Here is a 23,732-nt window from a genome sequence, read left to right as displayed (position 1 = left end):
CCCGATCAGATTGGTGCCACGACGGCTTGCGCCTCGGCCCGGCGCCGGCCAAGCCGGCGTTCCCCGACCAGCAGCTGGATGCCGATCAGAATGATCATCATGACGACGATCAGCACCGCCGAATAGACGATGGCGATGCCGTATTCGCCGACATCGGCTCGCCCGACAATATAGACGGTGGCGAGATTGAAGCGGCCGGTCGCCAGGAAGATGACGGCGCTGACCGCTGTGACCGCACGCACGAAACTGTAGATCATCGCGGTCACGATAGCCGGCTTCAGGATCGGCAGGATCACCCGCCGCAAGGTGGCGAAGGAACGCGCCCCCAGTGTCAGCGATGCCTCGTCCAGGCTCTTGTCGATCTGCCCAAGATTGGCGAGGCCCGCACGGATCGCAACCGGCATGTTGCGGAAGATGAACGAGATGACGATGATCAGTCCGGTGCCGGTCAGTTGCACCGGCGGCACGTTGAAGGCGAGGATATAGCTGACGCCGACGACCGTGCCGGGAATGGCAAAGCTCATCATGGCGAGGAATTCGAACATCGTGCGCCCGGCGAAATGCTGCCGGTCGAGCAGATAGGCGGTCAGGATGCCGAGCGCGGCGGTGAACGGCATCGCCACCAGCGCAAGGCCGATGGTCATCAGCAGCGACGGCCAGGCTGACCCGCTCAGGAACCAGCCATTGACGCCTTTCTCGACGGAGAAAGCGGTGAGGAAATATTCGAGCGTCGGCGTGTTGTCGCGGCCGATCGATTGCACGAAGCCGCCGCCCAGGATGATGCCATAGACCACGACGGTCAGAAGCAACCAGGGAACGACGGCGGCGTAGCAGCCGATGCGCAAGCCCTTGGGCAGCGTGGCCGGCACACCGCCATCGCCCTTGCCCGCGACGGTGACGTAGCTGCGGCTGCCGATCCAGCGGCGCTGGATGACGAAAGCGGCGAGCGTGAATCCCAGAAGCACGATCGCCAGCACCGCCGCACGGCCTTGATCATGCGCAGCGCCCACCACCGCAAAGAAGATGTCCGTCGACAGCACGTTGAAGTTGCCGCCCAGCACCAGCGGGTTGGCAAAGTCGGCCATGCTCTCGATGAACGAGATCAGGAAGGCGCTGGCCAGCCCCGGGCGGATCAGCGGCCAGGTGATTGTGCTGAAAGTGCGCCAACGGCTGGCGCGCAAGGTCTGCGAGGCCTCCTCCATGCTCGGGCTGACGCCCTGCAGCACGCCGGCCAGGACCAGGAAAGCGATCGGCGTGAAGGCCAGCACTTGCGCGATGGTGATGCCGGCCATGCCGTAGATCCAGCGGCTGCGCGGAATACCGAGATGTTCGGACAAAAGATTGGTGACGATGCCGGCCCGGCCGAACAACAGGATCAGCGCCAGGCCGATGACGAAAGGGGGCGTGATGATCGGCAGGATGGAGAGGCCGCGCAGCAGCCATTTGGCAGGCAGCCTGGTGCGCAACGCAATCAGCGCCAGCGCCAGGCCTAGCGCCGTGCAGAAGAAACCCACCAGCACCGCGATCGCCACCGTATTCCACGCCACGCCGCAGGAACCGTCGTCGTAGAGGCAGCGCAGGCTCCAGATGTTGGCACTGAACAGCTTTTCGGCAAACAGAGCCGGCACGATATTGCCGTCATTGTCCTCGATGGCGGAAGCGAGGATCGACAACAGCGGATAGGCCACGAACAGGATCAGCGAAGCGATCACGATCAGCAGCGAGCCGACGACAAAACGATCGCCTTTGCACCAGCCACGCGCGGCCAGCGCCTCGGCGATGAACATCAGCATCGCCAGCGCGTACAGCACGGCACCCCAGCCGAGCCCCGGCTGCACCGGTCCCGGCGTACTGGCGAGATGCCCGAGCCAGGCAAATCCCCAACCCGAATGGATGATGGAAAAACCCTCGATCACCAGCCAGGCGAGGCCGGCTGCGCCCGCCACCGCCAGGCCGGGGAGGTTCCGGCGCGCGACGAGCCAGCTTGCCAGGAGAAGTGGCAGGATCAAGGGAAGCAGCCACAGCTGACCGTTCAGCGACAGCAGGATGGCTGGTGCCGCCTCCGCCGGACGCGCCAGCCAGTCAAAGGAAAGCAAGCCGCCTTCGACTTTGTACCATGGCAGCACAATGAAGCTCGCCCATGCCAGCGCCAGCCATCCGGCGGCACTGCGCCCCGGGAGGTCATTGGCCATGGGATAGGGCGAAGCCCGTGCCATTCGACATCTTCCTTCGGTATGGTCGGGGTTGCGCCGGCTGCCCCGCAGGCAGCCGGCGGATCGGCCGTACGGACCAGATCAGCCGCCGTTGCGGATCTCATCGGTGAACTTCTTCAACAGCCGCTTGCGCTCCGCTGATGATCCATATTTGGCGAAGTCGTAGTCGATCAGCTTGATCTTGCTGAGGTCCGGCGCCTCGGGCGGCACCGGGGTGCCGGTGTTCGACGGGATCTGGTAGCTGCCGTTCGGAGCCGCCAGTTTCTGCGCGTCTGGCGTCAGCGCCCAGTCGTAGAATTTCCGCGCCTCGTCGATGTGCTTGGCCCCGGCAACAATGCTCATCGACCCGATCTCGAAACCGGTGCCTTCACAGGGCGAGACCACCTTGACGGCCGGGTTCTGCTTGGCGGCGTTGATGACGTCGTGCTGGAAGGAAATGCCGACCAGCGTCTCGCCCTTGCCCACGGCGAGCGCGGGTGCGGCGCCCGCCTTGGTGTATTCGGCGATGTTCTTGTTGAGCTGCTTGAGATAGTCGAAAGCCTTGTCCTCGCCCATCAGTTGCACGATTGTCGCCAGCATCGTCCAGGCGGTACCCGAGGAATTGGGGTCGGCCATCTCGATCTCGCCCTGGAAATCGGGCTTGACCAGATCCGCCCAGCAGGCCGGCGCCGTCAGGCCGCGCTGTTTCAGGTCTTCCTCGTTGTAGCCGTAGCCAAGCGCGCCGAGATAGATGCCGACGGTGCGGTTCTTGGCGCGTTCAGCCTGCCTCAAAGCCCAGTCGCGCAGGTTCGCCAGCTGCGGCGACTTGTATTCCTGGGTGAGACCTTCTTCCGCCGCCTGAAGATGCGGGTCGCCGGTGCCGCCCCACCAGATGTCGGCTTGCGGATTGTCCTTCTCGGCCCGCAGGCGCGCATAGATCTCGCCGGCGCTCATGCGGGTCATGTCGACGCTGACGCCGGTTTCCTTCTGGTAGGTCGTGGCCATGGCCCGGCACCAGGCTTCGTCGACGCCGCAATACATCACGAGGTTGCGATCCGCCGCATGGGCGCCGCCGGCCAGACCGAAAATGGCCAGCACCGCAAGGCCAAGCCACGTCCTGCCTTGTCTGCGATCAAATGGACCTTTCATCGATAATTCCTCCCTTTCATGCTCTCTGGAATTGGTTATTCGTCGTCGAGCGGCACTCCGATCACCTGGGACAATCTCGCCGCCACACCCGGCGCCGCAGCAAGCACCGGATTGCCCTTCGCCATGCCGTCGCCGTCGAGAAAGCGGTTGACGCGCCCGCCGGCTTCCTCGACCAGCAGCAATCCGGCCAGGCAGTCCCATGCATTGATATGAAGCTCGGCATAGGCATCCGAGCGGCCGTCGGCCACATAGGCAAGGCCGAGCGCCCCCGAACCGGAGCGGCGCACATTGGCGCCCAGCGACCAGACCAGGGCCACCTTGTCCAGATAGTCGCGGTTGGGAATCCGCGGCGACCAGCCGAACTCCACGGAGGCGCGGTCGAAGGCCTGGGTGCGCGAAACATGGATCGCCGCGCCGTTGCGCGTCGCACCGTGCCCGCGGCGGGCAAAATAGACCTCCCCGATGGCCGGATTGGCGATGCCGCCGATCTCGCTGCGGCCGTCCTGGACGAAGGCGATCGAAACGCAGAAATGCGGAATGCCGCGCATGAAATTCGCCGTACCGTCGATCGGGTCGACGACCCACATGCGATCAGAGCCGCCGCTGCCACCGGTTTCCTCGCCCAAAAACCCGTCCTCGGGAAAGGCCGCGGCCAACGTCGTGCGGATGTGATGCTCGACCTTGCCGTCGGTCTCGGTCAGGAAATCCTGCGGCCCCTTCATCTCCACAGGCTGCGCGCCGTCGATTTGGCTGTAGCCCTGCATCGCCATGTTTCCCGACGACAAGAGCAGTTGCCGGCAAACATCGGCACGCCTGTCGAGTTCGGCTTCGGACATCCGGCTCGCGTTAGGCTGCACCGCCACGCTGTTCATGCTGTCCGTCCAGACAATGGCAGTTCCGATGCGGTCCGCGAAGAAATGGGCAAGGTAGCCTCCGGCGCCGGCTTCATGCACGGCTGTGCAAAGCTGTTTCATTTACGCATGTGTGTCAAGGGCAGCGGTTACACCTGTGACTGGCTTGCGCTATGCTGCACGTGCGTGCAAAGAATCGAGAAACGCAGCGAGAGTGTGCATGACGACGCCAAGAGGCCGTATTGGCTTTTCCAGTGCCCAGCAGGTCGCGGAGCTTGCCGGCGTTTCGCGCTCGGCGGTATCACGCACGTTCACGCCCGGCGCCAGCGTTTCGGAAGAAACCCGCGAGCGGGTGCTGCTGGCGGCCGAGCAGCTCGGCTATCACGTCAACCACCTGGCGCGCGGCCTGATGCGGGCATCGACGGGCATCGTCTGCCTTGTCGTCGCCGATGGCGACACGCCCTATCAGGCTCGTATCCTGCGGGCGCTGACACAGCATTTGAGGGATGCCGGCAAAGTGGCCATGGTATTCAACACGTCGGGCCCCAGCCACCATGTCGACCAGGCGCTGCGCAACACGCTGAACTACCGTGCCGATGCGACGATCGTGCTGTCCGGCACGCCGCCGCAGGAGCTGATCCGAACCTGCCTCGAGAACGGGCAGCGCCTGATCCTGATCAATCGCGACGACCGGTTCGACGGACCGCATAACATCGGCGTGGACAACGCCGCCGCCGCCGAGGCGGCACTTCACGCCTTTATTCGTGCCGGTTGCACCAGGCCTGCCCTGGTGACGTCGGCAGCCGGCACGCCCAGTCTGGTGGCGCGCGAGACGGCCTTTCTTGCCGCAGCGCGCAAGGAAGGACTGGAGGTGATCCAGTGGCGCGAGGGCCGCACGGGTTATGCGACCGGGGCAGAAGGCGCAAGGCGCCTGCTTTCGGGCCGGCAGCGACCGGATGCGGCATTCTGCGTGACCGACCTGATCGCCTGCGGTTTTCTGGACGCGGCGCGCCACGAGTTCGGCGTCGACGTCCCGCGCGATCTCTGCGTCGCCGGCTTCGACGACATCGAGCAGGCTGACTGGGCTTCCTACCGGCTGACGACCTTTGCGCCGCCGATTGAGGAGATCGCCACGCACGCCGTGCGACTGGCCGCCGGTTCGCGCGAGGAAGCAGGCGCCGGCAGTCGCCTGACCTGCCACGCGCCGATGGTCTGGCGCGGCACTGTGAGGCCAGGTCGGGGCTGATGCCGATTGGACCAGAGTCCGGTCGGTGAGCGTCTCATGCGCTAGATCGCAATGCTGCCGATCGCGGCATCGACGGCGTCGCCCAAACGGTCGACGATAATATCGACCGTGCCGTCGTCGACGATGAATGGCGGTGCAAGCAGGACGTGATCGCCGGCCCGCCCATCGACGGTGCCGCCCATCGGATAAACCATCAACCCCCGCTGCATCGCTTCCGATTTTATCCGGGCATGGACCTTCAGGCGCGGATCGAACGGGGCCTTGGCCGAGCGATCCGCGACAAGTTCGATGCCCTGGAAAAGGCCGCGCCCGCGAATGTCCCCGACATGGTGATGGTTGCCGAAGCGCTCACGCAGCCGTCGTTCGAGCGTGGCGCCTCGCGCCGCGACATTGGCAAGCAGACCATCACGCTCGATGACCCGCTGCACGGCGAGGCCGGCCGCACAGGCGAGCGGATGACCGATATAGGTGTGACCGTGCTGGAAGTCGCTGCCTTGCGAAAAAGCATCGAATATCCGGTCGGATGCCAGCACCGCCCCGAGCGGGGCATAGCCGCCGCCGAGCCCTTTGGCGATCACCATGATGTCGGGTGCGACGCCTTCCTGGTCGCAGGCATGCAGTGTTCCGGTACGACCCATGCCGCACATGACTTCGTCGAGGATGAGCAGCACGCCGTGGAGATCGCAAATCTCGCGGATGCGCCTGAAATAACCGGGTGCGGGTGGCACGGCGCCGAGAGTCGCTCCAACCACTGTCTCTGCGACAAAAGCAATGACCGTTTCCGGCCCGAGTTCCTGCAGCTTCGTCTCAAGCGCATCGGCGGCGCGCAGCCCGTAGGCCTCGCTGCCTTCATCCGGCCGCTGATGCCGATAGGCATAGCATGGTTCGATATGATGGTTTTCGATCAGCATGGGCTCGAACGGCGCCTTGCGCCAGGCGTTGCCTCCCACCGAAAGCGCGCCCAGCGTATTGCCATGATAGCTCTGCTGACGGGCCACGAAGCGGCGGCGCTGCGGCTCGCCGCGCTCGACGAAATATTGCCGCGCCATCTTCAGGGCGGTCTCGATGCCTTCCGATCCGCCGGAGACGAAATAGACGTGATGAAGATCGCCCGGCGCGTGAGCGGCAAGTTCGTCCGCCAGTTCCTCCGCCGGCCGGGTGGTGAAGAAGCTGCTATGCGCATAGGCGAGCCGGTCGAGTTCGGCATGCATCGCGGCAAGAACAGCCGGATGCTGATGGCCAAGACATGAGACGGCCGCACCGCCGGAGGCGTCGATATAGCGGCGTCCCTTGCTGTCGATGACGGTGACGCCATCGCCGCCGACGGCAACGGGATAGTCGTGGTGGATCTGGCGATGGAGGATATGCGTCATGACCGTTGCCTGGTTTCGTAGATATGGGTGGAAAGGGTATCGAACTGACGTTCGACGTCGCGCATGGCGGCCAGCGCGCGATCGCCGGCGGCGGCCGCCAGGATCGCGGCCAGCGTTTCGGCGATGGCAAAGGCCGGCGCCATGGTGTGGAAAAAGGACGGGCTCTCGGTTGGCACGATGATGACGGCGCCCGCCCGGTTGACGAGAGGCGAGACGACGCTGTCGGTAATCGCCACGATTTCGAGCCCACGGCTGCGTGCATAATCGACGAGTTCGACGGCGGCGCGCGTATAGGGCTTGACGCTGATCGCCAAAAGCACGTCGCCCGCTCCCGATTCCCACAAAGGATCAGGTCCGGTTCCGCCGACGCCGTCAAGCAGACGCACCGCGCCGCCGGCGAGGCCATAGACGTAGGCGAAATGGCAGGCGACGGGGTAGCTCGACCGATAGCCCAGCGCATAGATGCGCTTGGCGCCTGCCAGCACCGAGGCTGCCCGGGTCACCGCCTCCAGCGTCGCCGGATCGCAAAGCTTCGCCATATGGCGCTCGAGCGTTTCGGCCAGCTCGAAGGCCAGCGCGCCGTCTCCTCCGCGCTTGCGCCGCGCCATCAATGCTTCGGCCTTGCCCAAGAACTCCTTCTCGCCGCGGCGAAGTTGCTCGGCGTAGAGGTCGCGCAGGCTATCGTAGCCGTCGAAGCCCATGCGCTGGGCAAGCCGCGTCATCGATGCCGGGGTCACCCCGGCGCGCTGCGCCTGGACGCGCATCGACAGGAGGGCAACGTCACGCGGATTGTCGAGCACCCATTGCGCCGCCGCGCGAAGCTGGCGCGGCATCGTCTCGAAACTCTCGAGCAGGCGCGAGCGGAAGGCGGGTTCCAACATGGCGCGAATTTACGCCGGCCGTTGACGAGCTGCAATGAATATTTCAATCTGCCAGAAATGAGCGTAGTGTTTCATTCAATCAGAAAACAAGAACAGGGGAAATTCGCATGAAACAGACCATATCCAGTCATTTGGGAGCGCTGGCGGCACTCGCGCTGGCTTCCTTGCCGTTCGCAGCCGCACCGGCTCTGGCCGAGGATCCAATCGCGCTAGGCTGGGTGGGGCCGCTGTCGCCGCCCGGCAACTATTCCGGCGGCCAGGAAATGCAATGGGCGGTGCAGCTCGGAGTTGACGAGGTCAACAAGGCCGGCGGCGTGCTCGGCCGTCAGCTGAAGGTGAGCTACGAGGACACCAAAGGGCAGCCGGCCGACGGCAGCGCGGCGGCGGTTCGGCTCATCACCAAGGACAACGTCGCCGCAATCTTCGGCGAATTCCATTCCTCGGTCGCCCTCGCCGAAATCGAGGAGGCGCACAAATACGGCGTCGCCTGGGTCGGTACAGACGTATGGGCGGATGCCATCACGGCCAAGCAGTATCCGGAAGTCTATCGTCTCGCTCCGGCCAACTCCCTCGTTTACGTCAAGGCGGCCGACTGGACGGTCGAGCAAGGTTTCAAGAACATTGCCATTATCGCCGAAAACACGGATTTCGGCCAGGGCGGGGCCAAGGTCATCGCCGATGAGCTGAAGGCCAAGAACCTCCCCTATACGCTGGCGACGATCGACCTCAACCAGCAGGATTTCACGCCCGCGCTGCTGCGGCTGATGAATCAGAGCCCGAGGCCCGATGCGATCCAGATGGTGATCGCCGGACAGGCGCAGTATCAACTCGTCAAGCAGGCCTGCCAGCTCGGCCTCGCACCGACTGCCGAAACGGCCCTCATCGGCTCCTCGGGTCTGCTGCAGAAGGAAGTGTGGGAAGTCGACGGCGAATGCGCCAACAATCTTCTCATCGTCAACGTCGCGCAGCCCAAGTCGCAATGGAACGACAAGGCCAAAGCATTCGTGAAGGCGTTCACCGAACGCTACAATAGGGCACCGACCGGCGTGGCCATGGAGGCCTATGACACGTTCGGTGTCGTCGTCGAAGCGATCAAGAAGGCAGGCTCGGCTGACCGCGCGGCGATCGTGAAGGCACTGGAAGAGATCAAATATGAAGGGGTGAACGCCACCTACACCTTCCCGACCACCAAATCTCCCGACTGGGCTTTCCATCAGTTCGTCGACGTGCCGTTCACGATCATCCAATACACGGCCGTGAACCAGGCGCCGGAGGATGCTGCGATCGTCTATCCGAAGAAGTGGGCCACCACCGACAAGGTCATGCCCGGCAAATGAACGGCACGCCGGCGGCTCCATGGCCGCCGGCGGCCGCTTCACTGGACAGGCGGCCGACAACGAGGTGATGTGAACCCATGAGCTATTTCCTCCTCCTGGCCGTCAACGGCCTGGTCATCGGCCTCATTTTCGCGCTGACGGCGGCGGGGCTCACTTTGGTCTTCTCGGTGTTGAAGGTCGTCAATTTCGGCCATGGATCGCTCTATATGCTGGGCGGCTATGCGTCCTACTACATCATCGCCTGGTTCCATGCGCCGCCGCTTCTCGGTGTCGCCGGCGCGATGGTGGCCCTGTTCATCTTCGGCGTGCTCTTCGAGAGGCTCGTCATAGCGCCGATGTATACCGACAAGGTCGAGCGCAAGGACGAATACGCCATTATCGTCACCTTCGGCCTCACCATTCTGATCACCAATCTCGGCCTTGTCGTCTTCGGTCCCTTCGCCAAGGCGCCGCCGTCCTTCATGACAGGAGCGCTGATCCTCGGTCCGTTGATCCTGCCTTACGACCGGCTGATCGCTGCGGTCGCTGCCGTCGTCCTGCTTGTCGGTCTGACGCTTTTCCTGAAGCGCACCTCGCTTGGCCAGGCACTCGATGCGGTGAGCCAGAGCCGCGAGTCCGCCGCGGTCATCGGTATCGATCCACGCCGCATGTACACCATCGCTTTCGGCATCGGCTCGGCGCTTGCCGGCGGGGCAGGGGCGTTGATCGCGCCGATCTTCGCCCTGTCGCCGTCGATGGGTGAGTTGCCGGCCGTGCAGGCCTTCATCATCATCGTGCTCGGCGGCATGGGTTCCGTCGGCGGAAGCATTACCGGCGGCATCCTGCTCGGCCTGGTGCAAGGGCTGGGTGTCGGCTATCTGCCGGATCCCAATCGCGCGCTTGCCTATACGCAGGCGTTCGGAGCGCTGCTGCTCGTCATTGCATTGCTCTTCAGGCCGACCGGCCTGTTCGGCCGCTCGCATCTGCGGCTGGAATAGGATCACGGCAATGGTCCGTCCAACATTCTCGCAATCGGCCCAGGCGATTCTGCTCGTGGTGGCGTTGCTGGTGCCGCTCGGCGTCGGACCATACTGGACCCACGTCGGCGCCATCGCCTGGTACTATGCACTGCTTGCCGCGAGTTGGGCGCTGCTTGCCGGTTTCGCGGGTCAGTTCTCCTTCGCCCATGTGGCTTTTGCCGGGCTGGGCGGATATGCCTCGGCCTTGTTCGTTGGCCAGATCGGCATGCCGCTGCCGCTTGCCATTCTTGCCGCCATCGCTCTTGCCGTCGTGGCCGGCGCCCTGATCGGCGCGCTCGTCCTGAGGCTTTCCGGGCCTTATCTGGCCCTCTTCACGCTTGCCATTTCGGAAATCTTCCGCCTCGTGCTGGTCGCGGAGGAGGACATCACACGCGGCATGCTGGGCTTGCCGGTGCCCGGCCTCTTTTCCGGTCGATCGGACCTGTCTTATTACTATTTCGGCCTTGCGCTCGTCGTCCTGGCGGTATTGGGAATGAATGCCTTGTTGGCGACCCGCGTCGGTCTTTTTCTACGTGCCATCCGGGAAGACGAGGGCGCCGCGCGCGCCAGCGGGGTGGATACCACGCGCTACAAGATTCTCGTCTTCGTGGTAACCAGCGTGATCGCGGCGATAGCCGGCATTTATTACGGCCATTTCATCGGCATCCTGACGCCCAACATGGCTATCCTGCCGGAGATGGGTCTGGTTATCGCGATGGCGGTGATCGGCGGCATCGAAAGCCTGCCCGGCGCCGTGGTCGGTGCAGTCGTCGTCTTCCTGCTTTCCGAGACGCTGCGGTCCTACGGCGAATGGCGTTTCGTGCTGATGGGTCTGGCGCTTATCCTGGTGCAACGCTTCGCGCAGAACGGCCTGTATCCGATGGTCGAAAACTGGGCGCGCTTCCGCGCGCGGCCACGGGAACAAGCGCCTGTTCCAACTGCTACCACCGAGGAACCCCATGCCGGTTGAGAAGGACACCGCTTTTTTCTCGGTCAGTGGTCTTGCCAAGCATTTCGGCGGCATCCATGCCGTCGAAGGCTTATCCTTTGCCCTGGCCCGCGGCGAAATTGTCGGGTTGATCGGTCCCAACGGCTCGGGAAAGACGACCACCATCAACATGGTGACGGGCGCGCTCAAACCCGACGGCGGTGCCATCCTCGTCGAGGGCATCGACATGGCGCGCTCGCCGGCTAATCTTTTCGCGCGCCGCGGTGTTGCCCGTACTTTTCAGGTTCCCCGCCTGTTCCGCCGCATGACCGTGCTGGAAAACCTGATCGTGCCGGCACTTTCCGACCCGGCTGAGCGGCGCGCCGCGGCAGAGGAGCGCGCCCGTGGGGTCCTTGCTTTCCTGAGGCTCGACCATCTCGCCGACAGTTATGCAAGAGCGCTTTCCGGCGGCCAGCAGAAGCTGCTGGAACTCGGCCGGGCGCTGATGCTCAAACCGAGATTGCTGCTTCTGGACGAGCCCTTCGCCGGCGTCCACCCGCGCCTGCTGGAGGAGATCATCGAGCACATAAGGAGCCTCAATCGCGACGGTCACACCATCGTCGTTGTCGATCACAACCTCGAGGCTATCCAGTCGGTCGTAACGCGCGTCATGGTGATGGCGCGAGGGCGCAAGATCGCCGACGGCGCGGTCGCCGAGGTGCTGCGCAATCCCGAGGTCGTGCACGCCTATACGGGATCCCGCGCAACGCATCGGGAAGCACGATAATGGAAACCGCTTCCCTGCCATCGACCCCGCCGCTGATCGCCTGCGAGAACCTTGTCGCCGGCTATACGCGCGACATCGACATATTGCGCGACGTTTCGGTCAGGGCTTGGCCTGGCAGCATTTCCTGTGTGGTCGGGCCGAACGGCACCGGCAAGTCGACGCTTCTCAAGGCGTTGTTCGGCTTTCTGAAACCGAGTGCCGGCCGGGTGCTTCTGCGAGACGTGGACATCACCGGAAACCCGCCCTTCCGGATGCTGGGCCTTGGCCTGGCCTACCTGCCGCAGCGGCCGAGCCTCTTTCCTCATCTCTCGGTCGAATCGAACCTGAAACTCGGTCTCTGGCATGCCAGGCCGAAGAAGACGGTGCTGACCGAGAAACTGGAACATGTCTATGAGCGGTTTCCCGTCGTTCGCGAGAAACGCGCGCAGCCTGCCGGCCAGCTCTCGGGAGGCCAGCAGCGGCAGGTCGAGATCGCACGCAGCCTGATGGCCGATCCGTCGGTCTACCTGATCGACGAACCGACCGCCGGCGTCGATCCGCAGACCAGCGAGACGATCTACGACATCGTCCGCGATCTTGCCCGCGAACTCGGCAAGGCCGTGCTGCTGGTCGACCAGGATATTCGCGCCGCGCTTGCCATCACCGACTACGTCTATGTGGTCAAGAACGGCACGGTTTTTTCCGAAGGCGCGCGCGCGGATTTCGGTGCCGACACCGACGCTCTTGTCGCACGTTGGCTGTATGCGAGCGGTGAATGAACGGGCAGCTTACGGCGTGGCGTAGCCCGGCGGCTGTTCGAACAGGCCGTCGCGCCGAATCTCTAGCGCCCGCCCGATCCTCAGCGCCAGCGGATCCTGGAAGCGGCGAACCGCGATCTGCAATCCTGCGGGCAGACCATTGACGAGACCGATGGGGACGCTGAGCGCTGCCATGTCGAGGAGGTTCACCATGCGGGTAAACGTCCCAAGCGGCGTCGTTGTCTCATCGATGTCGGCCAATGGCGGCGCGGTAATCGGCGCCGTTGGCGTCAGGAACGCATCGGCGCCTTCGAGATCGCGATGAAACTCGATCTGCGCGGCTCGGCGCCTTGCAATCAACTCGTGATAAGCGGCGAGGCCGATTTCCCTGCCCTTGAGAACCCGCATGCGGATCGCCGTGCCGACGCCGCTGTCCGCGGGTTCCACGTAACGGCCGAGATGATGCCAGGCTTCGACGGCCATGATGTCGCCGGCCAGGGCCTTGTAGGTGTCGTAAGATTGCGGCATCGGCATCCGATCGACATTGGCACCGAGCGCCTCCAGTTCAGCGACGGTGGAGTCGAAGCGGTCCAGGATGCCGGGGTCTACGCCGGCAAGGTCCACGGCCGAGGGGATGCGCAGGCGAAGGCCCGATATGCTCCGCTCGAGCCCGTCGAGCGGCGAGGTCGGCGCCACGCCAAAGGTGGCCGGATCGCCGGGATCGGGACCCTCGAGCGCGGCCAGCAGAAGGGCTGCATCCTCCACCGACCGGGTCATGGGACCGATGCTGTCGAAGGACATGGCAAGCGGCAGCAAGCCGCCGCGCCCGATAAGGCCGAAGGACGTCTTCAGGCCCACGATTCCGCACATGGCGGACGGATTGCGGATGGAGCCCGTAGTGTCGGTGCCGAGCGCGACCGGCACCAGTCCGGCGGCGACGGCCACGCCCGAACCGCTCGACGATCCGCCCGGCGCGCGCGGGATGGCGCTGTCACGCGGGTTCAGGGGCGTGCCGGCGACCGGGTTGGTCCCCCAACTGCCAAAAGCAAATTCCACGGTGTGCACCTTGCCCAGCAGGATCATCCCGGCCGCGACAAGGCGTTCGATTGCCGTTGCCGTGGCGGTTGCGAGTTCGCCCGCAAGCGCTTTCGAGCCTGCCAGGGTCGGATAGCCTTCGACGTCAAGCAGGTCCTTGGCCGCGAAAGGGATACCGTCCAGCGGCCCTTTCGAGACGCCGCGACTGCGACGCTCGTCGGCTTCGCCGGCGGCCTGGAGCGCAGCCCCACGAAACAGCCGGACGAACGCATGCAGCGAATTGTCATGAACGTCGACACGATCCAGCGCGCGCCGGACGATCTCGGTCGAGGATGTGTTGCCATCGGCGAGCGCGCGGCTGAGTTCGGCGGCGGTGGCGAAGGCGGAAATCCCTTGGGCGGTGGCGTTCATGCTGTCCTACCTGTGCGAGTCGGTGAAATGAAGCATGGAAAACCACGTTGCGGGAGAGCCAATTGGGCCCGGAGATGAAATTGAAGCCGTTGCTGATCATGGTTGCGCCGAACGGGGCGCGCAGAACGAAGGCCGATCATCCGGCTCTGCCGATGACCGCCGACGAACTTGCCGAAACGGCGAGGCAGTGTCTCGCTGCCGGCGCCGCCGCCATCCATGTGCATGTCCGCGATGCTTCAGGCCGGCACACGCTTGACGCCGCGCTTTACCGGGATGCCATCGCGGCGATCCGGGAGCGGACGCAGGGCGTCATGGCGATCCAGATCACGACTGAAGCGATCGGGCTCTATTCGCCACGCGAACAGATGGACCTTGTTCGGGCGCTTCATCCGGTTTCCGTCTCGATCGGCTTGCGTGAGATAATCAGCGATGGCGAGGCGGAGCCGGCCCGCTTCTTCGCGTGGGCCGGTCGGGAAGGCATCGCGGTCCAGCACATTCTCTATGATCGGGCCGATCTCGACCGTTTCATCGATCTGCGGCGGCGAGGCATTCTGGCGGAGCCCACAAGCCCCCGGCTGCTGTTCGTCCTTGGACGCTATGCCGCCGATCAGGAAAGCCGGCCCGAAGACCTCGATGTCTTCCTTGAAGGGCTCGATGCGCATGATCTTGAAGGCGCCGTATGGTCGGTCTGCGCCTTCGGACGGGGCGAGACCTTGGCGCTGACGGCGGCGATCGCGGCGGGAGGGCACGTGCGGGTCGGCTTCGAGAACTCTCTCTGGCACGCCGATGGCAGCCTCGCCCGCGACAATGCCGAACGGGTCGCGGCAATCGTCGAAGCCGCTGGCCGCACGGGGCGCCCGATTGCTTCTGCCGCGCAGGCGCTTGATATTCTCGGAATTGCCCGCCAGCAATGAGGGCCCGCGCGCCTTGTTAGGGGATCGGCCGCGCGCCTGCAAATTCGCCAGGGGAGGACGGGCACGGTCTCGAACGGACCGTCATATCCTTGCATCCAAATCGGGCGGCTTGCCTTGCGAGCCGTCTTCCTTGTGCGTTTTATCGCGGATGGCCCGGAACAATGGCCCCGATGAGGGGTTTGGTCGCGACATAGCGAGCGACGGAGCCAGCGATGTCCGAGCATGTTCCCTCAAACTCCTCCAGTCTCAGCAGACGAAGCTTTATGACCGCGACCGTCTCCGCGGCTGCGGTGACTCCGCTTCTGGCCTCGACAGCCAGGTCCGAGGAGCCTCCGGCTGCTGCCGCCAAGCCAAACGAGCCTGTCATGACAACACTGACCATCAACAAGCAGCCATACAATCTGGCGCTCGACAGCCGAACCAGCCTGCTCGACGCCTTGCGCGACCATGTCGGCCTGACGGGCACGAAGAAAGGTTGCGATCATGGCCAATGCGGTGCCTGTACGGTGCTGGTCGATGGCCATCGCGTGCTCTCCTGCCTCAGCTTCGCGGTGATGAACGAGGGCAAGGCGGTAACCACCGTCGAAGGGTTGGCGTCGACGGATGGCGGCCTGCATCCGATGCAGCAGGCCTTCATCGATCACGATGCGTTCCAGTGCGGCTATTGCACGCCCGGCCAGATCATGTCCGCGATCGGCTGCGTCCACGAAGGACATGCCGGTTCAGAGGACGACATTCGCGAATATATGAGCGGCAACCTTTGCCGATGCGCGGCATACCCGAACATCGTCGCGGCAATCGTCCAGGCCCGCGACCAGATCAGGAGGGCCTGAGATGCATCCTTTCGTCTATGAGAGGCCCGCCAGCCTCTCCGCGGCGGTCGCCGTCGCCTCGCGCTCGGCCACCAGGCATCCGCCGACGCAAGCCCCCGCGCAGTTCATTGCCGGTGGCACCAATCTCGCCGACTATATGAAACTCGGCGTCGCCCGGCCGGAACGCTTGCTCGATCTGAACGGTCTCTCCGAACCGGCATTGCGGCGGATCGAGACCGATGGTGAGGGTCTGCGCCTTGGCGCTCTTGTGCGGATGGGCGACGCGGCCGAGAATGCCGAGATCAAGCGTCGGTATCCGGTGATCGCGGAGAGCCTGCAACTGGCGGCAAGCGGCCAGCTGCGCAACATGGCAAGTCTTGCCGGCAACATCCTGCAGCGCACCCGCTGCGAATATTTCCGCGAAACCTCATGGCCATGCAACAAGCGCGAGCCAGGCTCGGGCTGCGCCGCGATGGACGGGTTCAACCGCCAGCATGCCGTGCTGGGGACCAGTGAGAACTGCATCGCGACCTATCACGGTGACTTTGCCCAGGCCCTGATCGCGCTTGACGCCACGGTTCATGTCCAAGGCCACAACGGGCGGCGAAAGATTCCGTTTGCCAGCCTGCATCGCCTGCCCGAGGACAGCCCTCACATCGAGACCGACCTGGCACCCGACGAGATCGTCACCGCCATAGAGGTGCCCGCCGGCGCATGGACCAGGCGTTCGCGCTATCTCAAGATCCGCGATCGGCAATCCTATGCGTTTGCCCTTGCATCGGCCGCGGTCGCCCTCGACCTCGACGGCGAGACCGTGAACGAGGCGCGCATCGCGCTTGGCGGCGTGGCGACCGTACCCTGGCGGGCAAGAGCGGCGGAGGAGATCCTGCGCGGCAAGGTGCTCGACGAGGCAGCGGCGGCCGAGGCCGCCGAAGCCGCGTTCGCCGAGGCCCAGCCGCGTCGGCACAACGCATTCAAGATAGAACTCGGCAAGCGAACCTTGATCAGGGGGCTGCTCGAAACCCGTGACATGAAGGTGTGATCATGAACGTCGCCGCTCCACAGCCGAAGGAAAACATGGGACAGCCGCTGCCGCGTATCGATGCGCGGCTGAAAGTGACCGGCCAGGCCGAATACGCGGCGGATCTCCCGGCCGCCAACATTGCGCACGCCGTGCTCGCGACGAGCAGCATCGCCAAGGGCAAGGTCGCCAGGCTTTACCTGGATGACGCGCGCTCGGTGCCCGGCGTCCTCGACATCGTCACCTATGGCGACCTCGACAAGGTCGAGACGCCGAAATTCGGAAATACCGGCGCGAGTTCTATCGGGCCGCTGCATGACAAGGCGATCTTCCATGACGGTCAGATCATTGCGCTGGTGGTCGCCGAGACCTTCGAAGCAGCCGAGGAGGCGGCGCAAAGGATCCGCGCGGACTATGCCGAGGAAAAGCCGACCGCCAGTTTCGACATGCCGGGGACAAAGACCATCGACGCCGCCGGCAAAAGCCCGTTGTTCAAGGAGGACGTCAAGGCCGGCGATTTCGATGCCGCGTATGAATCGGCCCCGATGAAGATCGATGCGCGGTATTCGACGCCGACCCAGCATCACAACCCGATAGAGCTGTTCTCGACCACCGCTGTTTGGCATGGCGACCAACTCACCGTTTACGAGCCCTCCCAGAACGTGACCGGCTGGAAGGTCGAGTTGGCGCGGCAATTGAGGCTCGACCCAGCGAATGTGCGCATCGTCTGCCCTAACGTAGGCGGCGCATTCGGCTCGAAGGGGCCGATGACGGCGCGAACGGCCATCGTGGCTGTGGCCGCCAGGCGGCTTGGCCGGCCGGTGCGCTGTGTGGTCAGCCGCATGCAGGCGTTCGGCACCCAGACCTATCGGGCCGAAACCCGGCACCGCATCCGCATCGGCGCCGGCAAGGACGGCCGCATCACTGCTTTCGGCCATGAAGGCTGGGAGGTGACCTCGAGACCCGATTCCTATGTCGTCGGCGGGACTTCGGCCACCGGTCGCATGTATGCTTATGGCTCCGTGCTGACGCATGTCTCGCTGGTGCAGGCGGATCGCAACACGCCCGGTTATATGCGCTCGCCGCCCGAGACGCCCTACGTCTATGCCCTCGAGAGCGCCATGGACGAAATGGCCGTCGCACTCGGCATGGACCCGATCGAATTTCGCCGGATCAACGAGCCCCAGAAGGAGCCGATCGGCGGCAAGCCGTTCTCCAGCCGGTCGCTAATGAAATGCTACGATCAGGCCGCTGATGCCTTCGGCTGGACGAGACGGGATGCGAAAGTCGGCTCGATGCGCGACGGCGACTGGCTCGTCGGCATGGGCTGTGCGACGGCAGTCTACCCGACCGCTGCCGCGCCATGCGCGGCCCGCGTGCGCCTGACCGCCGAAGGAGACGTGCGCGTGCAGTGCGGCTCGCATGAAATCGGCACAGGTGTGCGAACCGTTGCCGGCCAGATGGCGGCGGAACGTCTCGGTGTCGACATCGGCAAGGTCGCCGTCGAGATGGGCGACAGTGCCTTGCCGCCGGCGCCGGTATCGGGAGGTTCGATTTCCACTGCCAGCGTCTGTTCGGCCGTGCTCAAGGCGTGTGATGCTGTGCGCACGAAATTGTTCGCCGCAGCGGTCGCGGAGGGTGGCCCTCTTGCAGGCTCGCACAATGAGGAACTGGACCTCCACGGGGGACGGATCCTCACCAAGGGCGGGGCGTCGGCAAGCACCGCCGATATATTCAAGGCCATGCAGGTAGGCGCCATCGAGGAATATGCCGAATTCGCGCCGAAGGGCTCGACCCCCGAAGCGCTCAAGAAGCTCTATGCCGGCCAGTCGGAATTCCACGGCGGCGAGTCCGACGCGGATTCGGTGAAATATGCGTTCGGGGCCGAATTCGTGGAGGTGCACATCAACAGCTACACGCGCGAAATCCGTGTGCCGCGCATCGTCGGGGCGTTCGCGGCCGGCCGCATCATGAACACGCGCACCGCGCGCAGCCAGCTGATGGGAGGCATGATCTGGGGCATTGGCCAGGCCCTGCATGAGGCGACCGAGATCGATACCCGCTATGCCCGCTATGTGAACCGCGACCTGCAGGATTATCTGGTCCCGGTGAATGCCGATGTCAGGGACCTTGACGTCATACTGGTTCCGGAGATCGACCATGAGGTCAATCCGGCTGGTGTGAAGGGCCTGGGCGAACTCGGCAATGTCGGCACCGCCGCTGCCGTCGCCAGCGCTGTCTACCACGCGACCGGCAAGCGGATCCGCGACTTGCCGATCAGAATTGACGATCTGATCGTTTGAGGACCGAGACAAAGAGGATTGCTCCGCCGCAACAAGCGTGGGTTTGTCCTCGCCCAGTTTCACTGCCTTGCGGATCGGGATGCTGATGCGTCAGGAACCGACTGTTTCATGCCAGGGTGATCCGGAACAGCCGGAACCCTTCCCGCCCCATCGAACGGAACTGACCGTAGGAGCGCTCAGCCTTGGCCGCGCAGGATGCTGACGACGAGCAGCGTCAGCGCCGTATTCCACAGCGCCTGCTCGGCCCGGTATTTGCACCGGCAGCCACCACGCCCTGCGCCTGGTCGATGGCGTGTCCCAGCAGGCGCGGAATGAAAAGCTGCAGCGTCGCGGCGATGAAGGTCGAGACGATGGTGATGGCGACCTGCCAAGGGTGGCGCAGCGTCATGCGCATGATACGCAGCAAGGTGCCAGGGCCCTTGCCCCAGGAGGCTTGCGCCACATCGGCAAACGATTTGCCGCGCCCCGCCGCGCTGCCGATTGCTTGCGTGTTCAAGGACCTATCCAAACCGATCCGGACTTTAGCCCGGACGAATGAAACAGATTCAAATTCAAGTGCCGTGATGTTACGCGCCTCCCGCGCGGCCGTTCAAGGGCCAATGACAGCTTCGCGCTGTGCCTGAAATGACACGCCCGTATTTCGCGCAATGATCGCGCTCATCGTCAGGCTGCCCGCCCAAATAGAAAAATTGTTCGTCCCGGCGGCCCCGAAAAGCCGATCGTTCCTTTCCCGGCGCACCGAACTCCGTGAGATTTGGGGCATCGATGGCGGCTTCGGCCGCTGGAAAAGGAGCAGCACATCCACGGGCCCGGGTTTCCGGGCGAAGTTTTCAAGCAGCACCCGGAAAGAACCCGGAAAGGAGCTGACATGCCCAGAATAGTGCCCGTGCTCGATCTGAGCCGTCTCGAACAAGGCGCGTCGGAGCGCCGGACGTTTCTGGCGGATCTGCGCTCCGCCTCGCGCGACATCGGTTTTTTCTATTTGGCTGGCCACGGCATCCCATGGGCCGACATCAGCGAGACGCTCGCCGCTTCGCGGGGTTTCTTTGCCTTGCCGGAAGCCGACAAGCTGTCGATAGAGATGGTCAATTCCTCGCAGTTCCGCGGTTATACCCGCGCTGGCGGCGAACTGACCAAGGGCAAGGCCGACTGGCGCGAGCAGCTCGACATCGGCGTCGAGCGCCCGCCCATCGCGCAAGGCCCGGGAATTCCTGCCTGGACGCGGCTGCAGGGGCCGAACCAGTGGCCGTCGGCGTTGCCGGCGCTGAAGCCGGCGCTGCTGGCCTGGCAGGCCAAGGCGACGGCCGTGGCCATTCGTCTGCTCAAGGCCTTCGCGCTGTCGCTCGACCAGGCCGAGGACGCTTTCGATCCGATCTATGGCGGCGAACCCAATCATCGCATGAAGATCGTGCGCTATCCCGGCCGCGAAGCGACCGGCGGCGACCAGGGCGTCGGCGCGCATAAGGACGGCGGTTTCCTGACGCTGCTGCTTCAGGACGACAACAAGGGCCTCCAGGTCGACTATGACGGAAGCTGGGTGGACGTGGATCCGATTCCCGGAACGCTCGTCGTCAACATCGGCGAGCTGCTGGAGCTCGCCTCGAACGGCTATTTGAGAGCCACCGTGCATCGCGTCGTGACGCCGCCCGCCGGCGTCGAACGCATCTCGGTGCCGTTCTTCTTCAGCGCCAAGCTCGATGCCACGATACCGCTGCTCGAGCTTCCCGAGGAACTGGCGGAGCAGGCGCGCGGGCCGGCCAGCGATCCCGACAATCCGCTGTTTCGCGATGTCGGAACCAATGTGCTGAAGAGCAGGCTGCGCTCCCATCCCGACGTTGCGCGGCGTCACTATGCCGATCTGCTTGAGCCCGAGACCCGGGCAGGCTGAGCCATTCGGCAGGTAGAAATTTTTGTAGGACAGCACGATTTTAGAATACTATTCGTCGCCAGCGCACGAAAATGGGCTCAACATAAAAATATCGTTTGAGGTTTCCTCCCATTCCTCCGAACGGTGTTCCCCTCTGAAGGTTATGACCTTCTTTCTGGCCGGGCCGTCTTCGCGCCCGGCCATTTTTCTTTGCCGAAAGCAGTCTTTTTGCAGCCCGGGAAGCGCGATGCCAACGGAACCGCGCCGCGACGATACGCGATTTTGTTGGAAATGCTTTCTTTTGCGTTCTACTTGGGAAGGCGCAACCTTGTCCAATCCAGTCACCACCGCGAAAGAGAGATGCTCATGACATCCAATGTCGCCGTCATTGCCGGAGCGGGATCCGGATTGAGCGCCTCGCTTGCGCGCCTTCTCGCAACGGAAGGTTTTCGTGTCGTGCTGGCCGCTCGCAACATCGAGAAGCTCGACCCATTGCTGGCGCAGACCGGCGCCCAAGCCGTGGCAACCGATGTCTCCGATGCCGCGTCGGTGCAGCGCCTGTTCGAGGTCGCTGACAAGGCCGGCCCGCTGTCGCTCGTGGTCTTCAATGCCAGCGGACGCGCCCGTGGCCCGATCGCCGAACTCGATCCAGAGGCTGTCAGGCAGGCCTTGCTGGTGGGGGCCTATGGCGGCTTCCTGGTTGGCCAGCAAGCGGCCAACCGGCTGCTTTCGCAAGGCTCGGGCTCGATCTTCTTCACCGGCGCGACGGCAAGCGTCAAGGGGTTCGCCGGCTCGGCCGGTTTCGCGATGCCCAAATTCGGCTTGCGTGGACTGGCGCAATCCATGGCTCGCGAACTGGCCCCCAAGAACATCCATGTCGCGCATTTCGTCATCGATGGTGCCATTGCCTCGACCGTGCCGGGAGAGGCTCCCGACCCGCAAGATCGACGGCTATCGCCGGACGCGATCGCCGAGGCCTATCTCGGCATCCATCGCCAGAACCGCAGCGCCTGGACCTGGGAACTCGAGCTCAGGCCCTGGGTCGAGACCTTCTGATCGGCACGGTGACCTATGCAGCTTTCGCGGGGCTTCCATGCAAGGCGGCGGAGAGAGTCGACATTGCATGGGGATGTCACTATATAGCGGCGGCTTCGATGGCTTGTGCCTGGAAACGGCAACGTCATCGGGCAGCTGTTGTGACAGCCATTGAGATGCAAACGGACCTGAAAACCGTAAGAAGCAAGTAGAAGCAGCCTCTCGAGGCGGGACAGGATTCCCGCCAAACGATACCCGCCCCCCCAGAAACAGAAAATGTTCTTCAATCCTCTATTTCCTTTGGCTCTGTGGACCTTGGACGACATCGGCTTGCCGTCCGGTGGCGACTCGGCTGGAATGGGGACATGCATCCTTCACCGGATGCCGACGTTTATGATTACCAACCGGCTTCGCCGCCAGGGAAAAGCAATATGAGTGAGCACGCCATCGAATTCTTGCAGGGATGGATTGGCGAAAAAGTCCATTGCCAGTCCCACGCCAGGATCGAGAAGCAGGCCGAGACGCTGGCCAGGGAATGCGCTGCCAAGGCGGCCGAGGTCGGCATACCGCTGGAGGATATCCAGGAAGAAGTCGGCGATATCCAGGAACTCATCGCCTCCCGGCTCGAGGAAGCGGCCGAGGCCGACGAGCACCAGCAGGCCGCGAGCAAGGCCGCGGAATAATTCAGGAGCAATCCTGTATGAATACGCGGACCATTCGGTCCGCGTATTTGTCTCAGCCGAATTTCTCCTTCAGCCACGCCTTCGGCAGCGCCGGCACGAAATTGCCGTCGCGGCCGGTCATGTCCTCGTTGGCGACCATCGCATTGAGGACGGCTTCCTCGACGCCCTGGACCACGGCATCGAAGAACGGATCGATGTCGCTGTCAGGAATGAACTCGGCGCGAGCGATCCGGCCCGGCGGCGCCAGGGCCGCGTCGGGATTGGCGGTAGAGAAGGCGAGGAAGATGTCGCCGGAACTGTGATAGCCGAAGCCGCCGGTCATGGCGACGCCGAGCGGCACACGGCGGGCCAGCCGCTTCATCTGATGCGGCAGGAACGGTGCGTCGGTGGCAATAACGGCGATGATCGAGCCTTTTTCGGCACGTGGCGTGCCTTCGCGGATCGCGGGTTCGACGAGCTCCGGCCCGGCGCGCAGGCCTCGAAGCGTGAAATTGCGCCGCTTGCCGAAATTCGCCTGCACGAAGGCGCCGACAGTATAGGCACGCCCTTGCCATTCGGTGATGCGCGACGCGGTGCCCGAACCGGCCTTGAAGCCGAAGGCGATCATGCCGGTGCCGCCGCCGACGCTGCCTTCCTCGATCGGTCCGCTGGCGGCACCGTCGAGCGCCTCGGCAACATGCCCTGATGTCACGTGGTGGCCGTTGATGTCGTTGAGGAAGCCGTCATAGGTTTCCGCTGCCACCGGCAGTCCCCAGCCGCTGTCGAGTGCGGCTGGCAGCACCTTGCTCATCCAGCGCAGCGTACCGTCGCGCGAAACGCCGCAGGAATGCGTGTTGGTGACGGTGATGGGGAAGTTGAAGGCGCCGGTCTCCTCGACGATATGCGAGCCGGTCAGTTCGCCATTGCCGTTCTGGCTGAAGATGCCGGCGAAGACCGGTGTGGCAAGGTCGGCCCGCGGCCTGGGCAGGATCGCGGTCACGCCGGTGCGCACCGGTCCCTGGCCTACGACGAGCGGGCCGTCGCCTGAAATCAGCGTGGAATAGCCGACCGACACTCCAGCCACGTCGGTGATCGCGTTGAACGGGCCGGGCGTGCCGTCGAAGCCGATGCCGAAGCTTCGCGCGCGCGGCTTGCCGGAGGGCGTTTTGTGATGATGCGGATTGTCTGTCATG

At 64.1% G+C, this 23,732-nt stretch carries 21 protein-coding genes and 1 pseudogene; 13 read left to right on the top strand and 9 right to left on the bottom strand.

What is annotated here, in order from left to right; genetic code table 11:
• Positions 1-5 precede the first annotated feature (5 nt).
• The 3 genes from FJ490_RS29545 to FJ490_RS29535 all read right to left on the bottom strand — a co-directional run bounded on the left by FJ490_RS29545 (position 6) and on the right by FJ490_RS29535 (position 4,213).
• Positions 6-2,216 carry an iron ABC transporter permease gene (locus FJ490_RS29545; RefSeq protein WP_224680648.1) on the bottom strand — a complete coding sequence of 737 codons (2,211 nt, stop codon included), beginning with the start codon at positions 2,214-2,216 and terminating at the stop codon, positions 6-8.
• Between the two features lie 78 nt (positions 2,217-2,294).
• Positions 2,295-3,341: an ABC transporter substrate-binding protein gene (locus tag FJ490_RS29540; RefSeq protein ID WP_140560387.1), complete on the bottom strand. Its 1,047-nt coding sequence runs from the start codon at positions 3,339-3,341 to the stop codon at positions 2,295-2,297.
• A gap of 35 nt (positions 3,342-3,376) precedes the next feature.
• Positions 3,377-4,213: an inositol monophosphatase family protein gene (locus tag FJ490_RS29535; protein WP_140566411.1), complete on the bottom strand. Its 837-nt coding sequence runs from the start codon at positions 4,211-4,213 to the stop codon at positions 3,377-3,379.
• Positions 4,214-4,412: 199 nt separating this feature from the next.
• On the opposite strand from FJ490_RS29535, the gene FJ490_RS29530 reads away from it, so the two are divergent.
• On the top strand, positions 4,413-5,438 hold the full coding sequence (locus tag FJ490_RS29530; RefSeq protein ID WP_140632367.1) for a substrate-binding domain-containing protein: 1,026 nt from the start codon (positions 4,413-4,415) through the stop codon (positions 5,436-5,438).
• A gap of 41 nt (positions 5,439-5,479) precedes the next feature.
• Here the strand turns inward: FJ490_RS29530 and FJ490_RS29525 are convergent, their stop codons facing one another.
• Positions 5,480-6,811, bottom strand: coding sequence for an aspartate aminotransferase family protein (locus FJ490_RS29525; RefSeq protein ID WP_140560389.1), 1,332 nt, complete (start codon positions 6,809-6,811; stop codon positions 5,480-5,482).
• The gene (locus FJ490_RS29520) at positions 6,808-7,692 is read right to left on the bottom strand and encodes a MurR/RpiR family transcriptional regulator (RefSeq protein WP_140558647.1); all 885 of its coding nucleotides are present in this window, start codon (positions 7,690-7,692) and stop codon (positions 6,808-6,810) included. The genes FJ490_RS29525 and FJ490_RS29520 overlap by 4 nt, the downstream gene beginning before the upstream one ends.
• A 107-nt stretch (positions 7,693-7,799) precedes the next feature.
• Here FJ490_RS29520 and FJ490_RS29515 point away from each other — a divergent pair, with 107 nt between their 5' ends.
• The 5 genes from FJ490_RS29515 (at position 7,800) to FJ490_RS29495 (ending at position 12,500) form a co-directional block, all read left to right on the top strand.
• A complete protein-coding gene (locus tag FJ490_RS29515) occupies positions 7,800-9,029 on the top strand; it encodes an ABC transporter substrate-binding protein (protein WP_140632365.1) in 1,230 nt (409 codons plus the stop codon).
• A gap of 77 nt (positions 9,030-9,106) precedes the next feature.
• Positions 9,107-10,006: a branched-chain amino acid ABC transporter permease gene (locus tag FJ490_RS29510; protein WP_140632363.1), complete on the top strand. Its 900-nt coding sequence runs from the start codon at positions 9,107-9,109 to the stop codon at positions 10,004-10,006.
• Positions 10,007-10,016: 10 nt separating this feature from the next.
• A complete protein-coding gene (locus FJ490_RS29505; RefSeq protein ID WP_140729363.1) occupies positions 10,017-10,997 on the top strand; it encodes a branched-chain amino acid ABC transporter permease in 981 nt (326 codons plus the stop codon).
• Complete coding sequence (locus FJ490_RS29500; protein WP_140498393.1) at positions 10,987-11,742, top strand: ATP-binding cassette domain-containing protein; 756 nt, start codon at positions 10,987-10,989, stop codon at positions 11,740-11,742. The genes FJ490_RS29505 and FJ490_RS29500 overlap by 11 nt, the downstream gene beginning before the upstream one ends.
• On the top strand, positions 11,742-12,500 hold the full coding sequence (locus tag FJ490_RS29495) for an ABC transporter ATP-binding protein (protein ID WP_140498392.1): 759 nt from the start codon (positions 11,742-11,744) through the stop codon (positions 12,498-12,500). Before FJ490_RS29500 ends, FJ490_RS29495 begins: the two co-directional genes overlap by 1 nt.
• A gap of 9 nt (positions 12,501-12,509) precedes the next feature.
• Here FJ490_RS29495 and FJ490_RS29490 read toward each other — a convergent pair whose 3' ends face one another.
• Entirely contained in the window at positions 12,510-13,925 is a 1,416-nt protein-coding gene (locus tag FJ490_RS29490; protein ID WP_140729362.1) for an amidase, read from the bottom strand.
• Positions 13,926-14,005: 80 nt separating this feature from the next.
• Between FJ490_RS29490 and FJ490_RS29485 the strand changes: the two genes are divergently transcribed.
• The 4 genes from FJ490_RS29485 (at position 14,006) to FJ490_RS29470 (ending at position 18,975) form a co-directional block, all read left to right on the top strand.
• Positions 14,006-14,839: a 3-keto-5-aminohexanoate cleavage protein gene (locus tag FJ490_RS29485; protein ID WP_224519174.1), complete on the top strand. Its 834-nt coding sequence runs from the start codon at positions 14,006-14,008 to the stop codon at positions 14,837-14,839.
• Between the two features lie 212 nt (positions 14,840-15,051).
• Positions 15,052-15,672, top strand: a complete 621-nt coding sequence (locus tag FJ490_RS29480) for a (2Fe-2S)-binding protein (RefSeq protein ID WP_140558654.1) — start codon at positions 15,052-15,054, stop codon at positions 15,670-15,672.
• 1 nt (position 15,673) lies between these two features.
• The gene (locus tag FJ490_RS29475; RefSeq protein ID WP_140498388.1) at positions 15,674-16,693 is read left to right on the top strand and encodes a xanthine dehydrogenase family protein subunit M; all 1,020 of its coding nucleotides are present in this window, start codon (positions 15,674-15,676) and stop codon (positions 16,691-16,693) included.
• A 2-nt stretch (positions 16,694-16,695) separates the two neighbouring features.
• Positions 16,696-18,975, top strand: a complete 2,280-nt coding sequence (locus FJ490_RS29470) for a xanthine dehydrogenase family protein molybdopterin-binding subunit (RefSeq protein WP_140729361.1) — start codon at positions 16,696-16,698, stop codon at positions 18,973-18,975.
• Between the two features lie 185 nt (positions 18,976-19,160).
• Here the strand turns inward: FJ490_RS29470 and FJ490_RS29465 are convergent.
• Positions 19,161-19,471 (bottom strand): annotated as a pseudogene (locus tag FJ490_RS29465) (ABC transporter ATP-binding protein); the annotation flags it as partial.
• A gap of 372 nt (positions 19,472-19,843) precedes the next feature.
• Here FJ490_RS29465 and FJ490_RS29460 point away from each other — a divergent pair.
• Positions 19,844-20,863, top strand: coding sequence for an isopenicillin N synthase family oxygenase (locus tag FJ490_RS29460; protein ID WP_140729360.1), 1,020 nt, complete (start codon positions 19,844-19,846; stop codon positions 20,861-20,863).
• Positions 20,864-20,911: 48 nt separating this feature from the next.
• On the opposite strand, the gene FJ490_RS29455 is transcribed toward FJ490_RS29460, so the two are convergent.
• Entirely contained in the window at positions 20,912-21,178 is a 267-nt protein-coding gene (locus FJ490_RS29455; protein ID WP_140729359.1) for a hypothetical protein, read from the bottom strand.
• Between the two features lie 30 nt (positions 21,179-21,208).
• Here FJ490_RS29455 and FJ490_RS29450 point away from each other — a divergent pair, with 30 nt between their 5' ends.
• A complete protein-coding gene (locus tag FJ490_RS29450) occupies positions 21,209-21,898 on the top strand; it encodes an SDR family NAD(P)-dependent oxidoreductase (RefSeq protein WP_140729358.1) in 690 nt (229 codons plus the stop codon).
• A gap of 410 nt (positions 21,899-22,308) precedes the next feature.
• Positions 22,309-22,560: a DUF768 domain-containing protein gene (locus tag FJ490_RS29445; RefSeq protein WP_140498383.1), complete on the top strand. Its 252-nt coding sequence runs from the start codon at positions 22,309-22,311 to the stop codon at positions 22,558-22,560.
• Between the two features lie 52 nt (positions 22,561-22,612).
• Here the strand turns inward: FJ490_RS29445 and FJ490_RS29440 are convergent, their stop codons facing one another.
• Positions 22,613-23,731, bottom strand: a complete 1,119-nt coding sequence (locus FJ490_RS29440; protein ID WP_140558658.1) for a P1 family peptidase — start codon at positions 23,729-23,731, stop codon at positions 22,613-22,615.
• Position 23,732: the final 1 nt, after the last annotated feature.

Origin of the sequence: Mesorhizobium sp. B2-5-11, from assembly GCF_006440835.1 — a bacterium.
In the GTDB taxonomy this organism is placed as follows: domain Bacteria; phylum Pseudomonadota; class Alphaproteobacteria; order Rhizobiales; family Rhizobiaceae; genus Mesorhizobium.
Note: the sequence above shows the minus strand (reverse complement) of the source record. Positions and strands in the feature narration are given on the sequence as shown.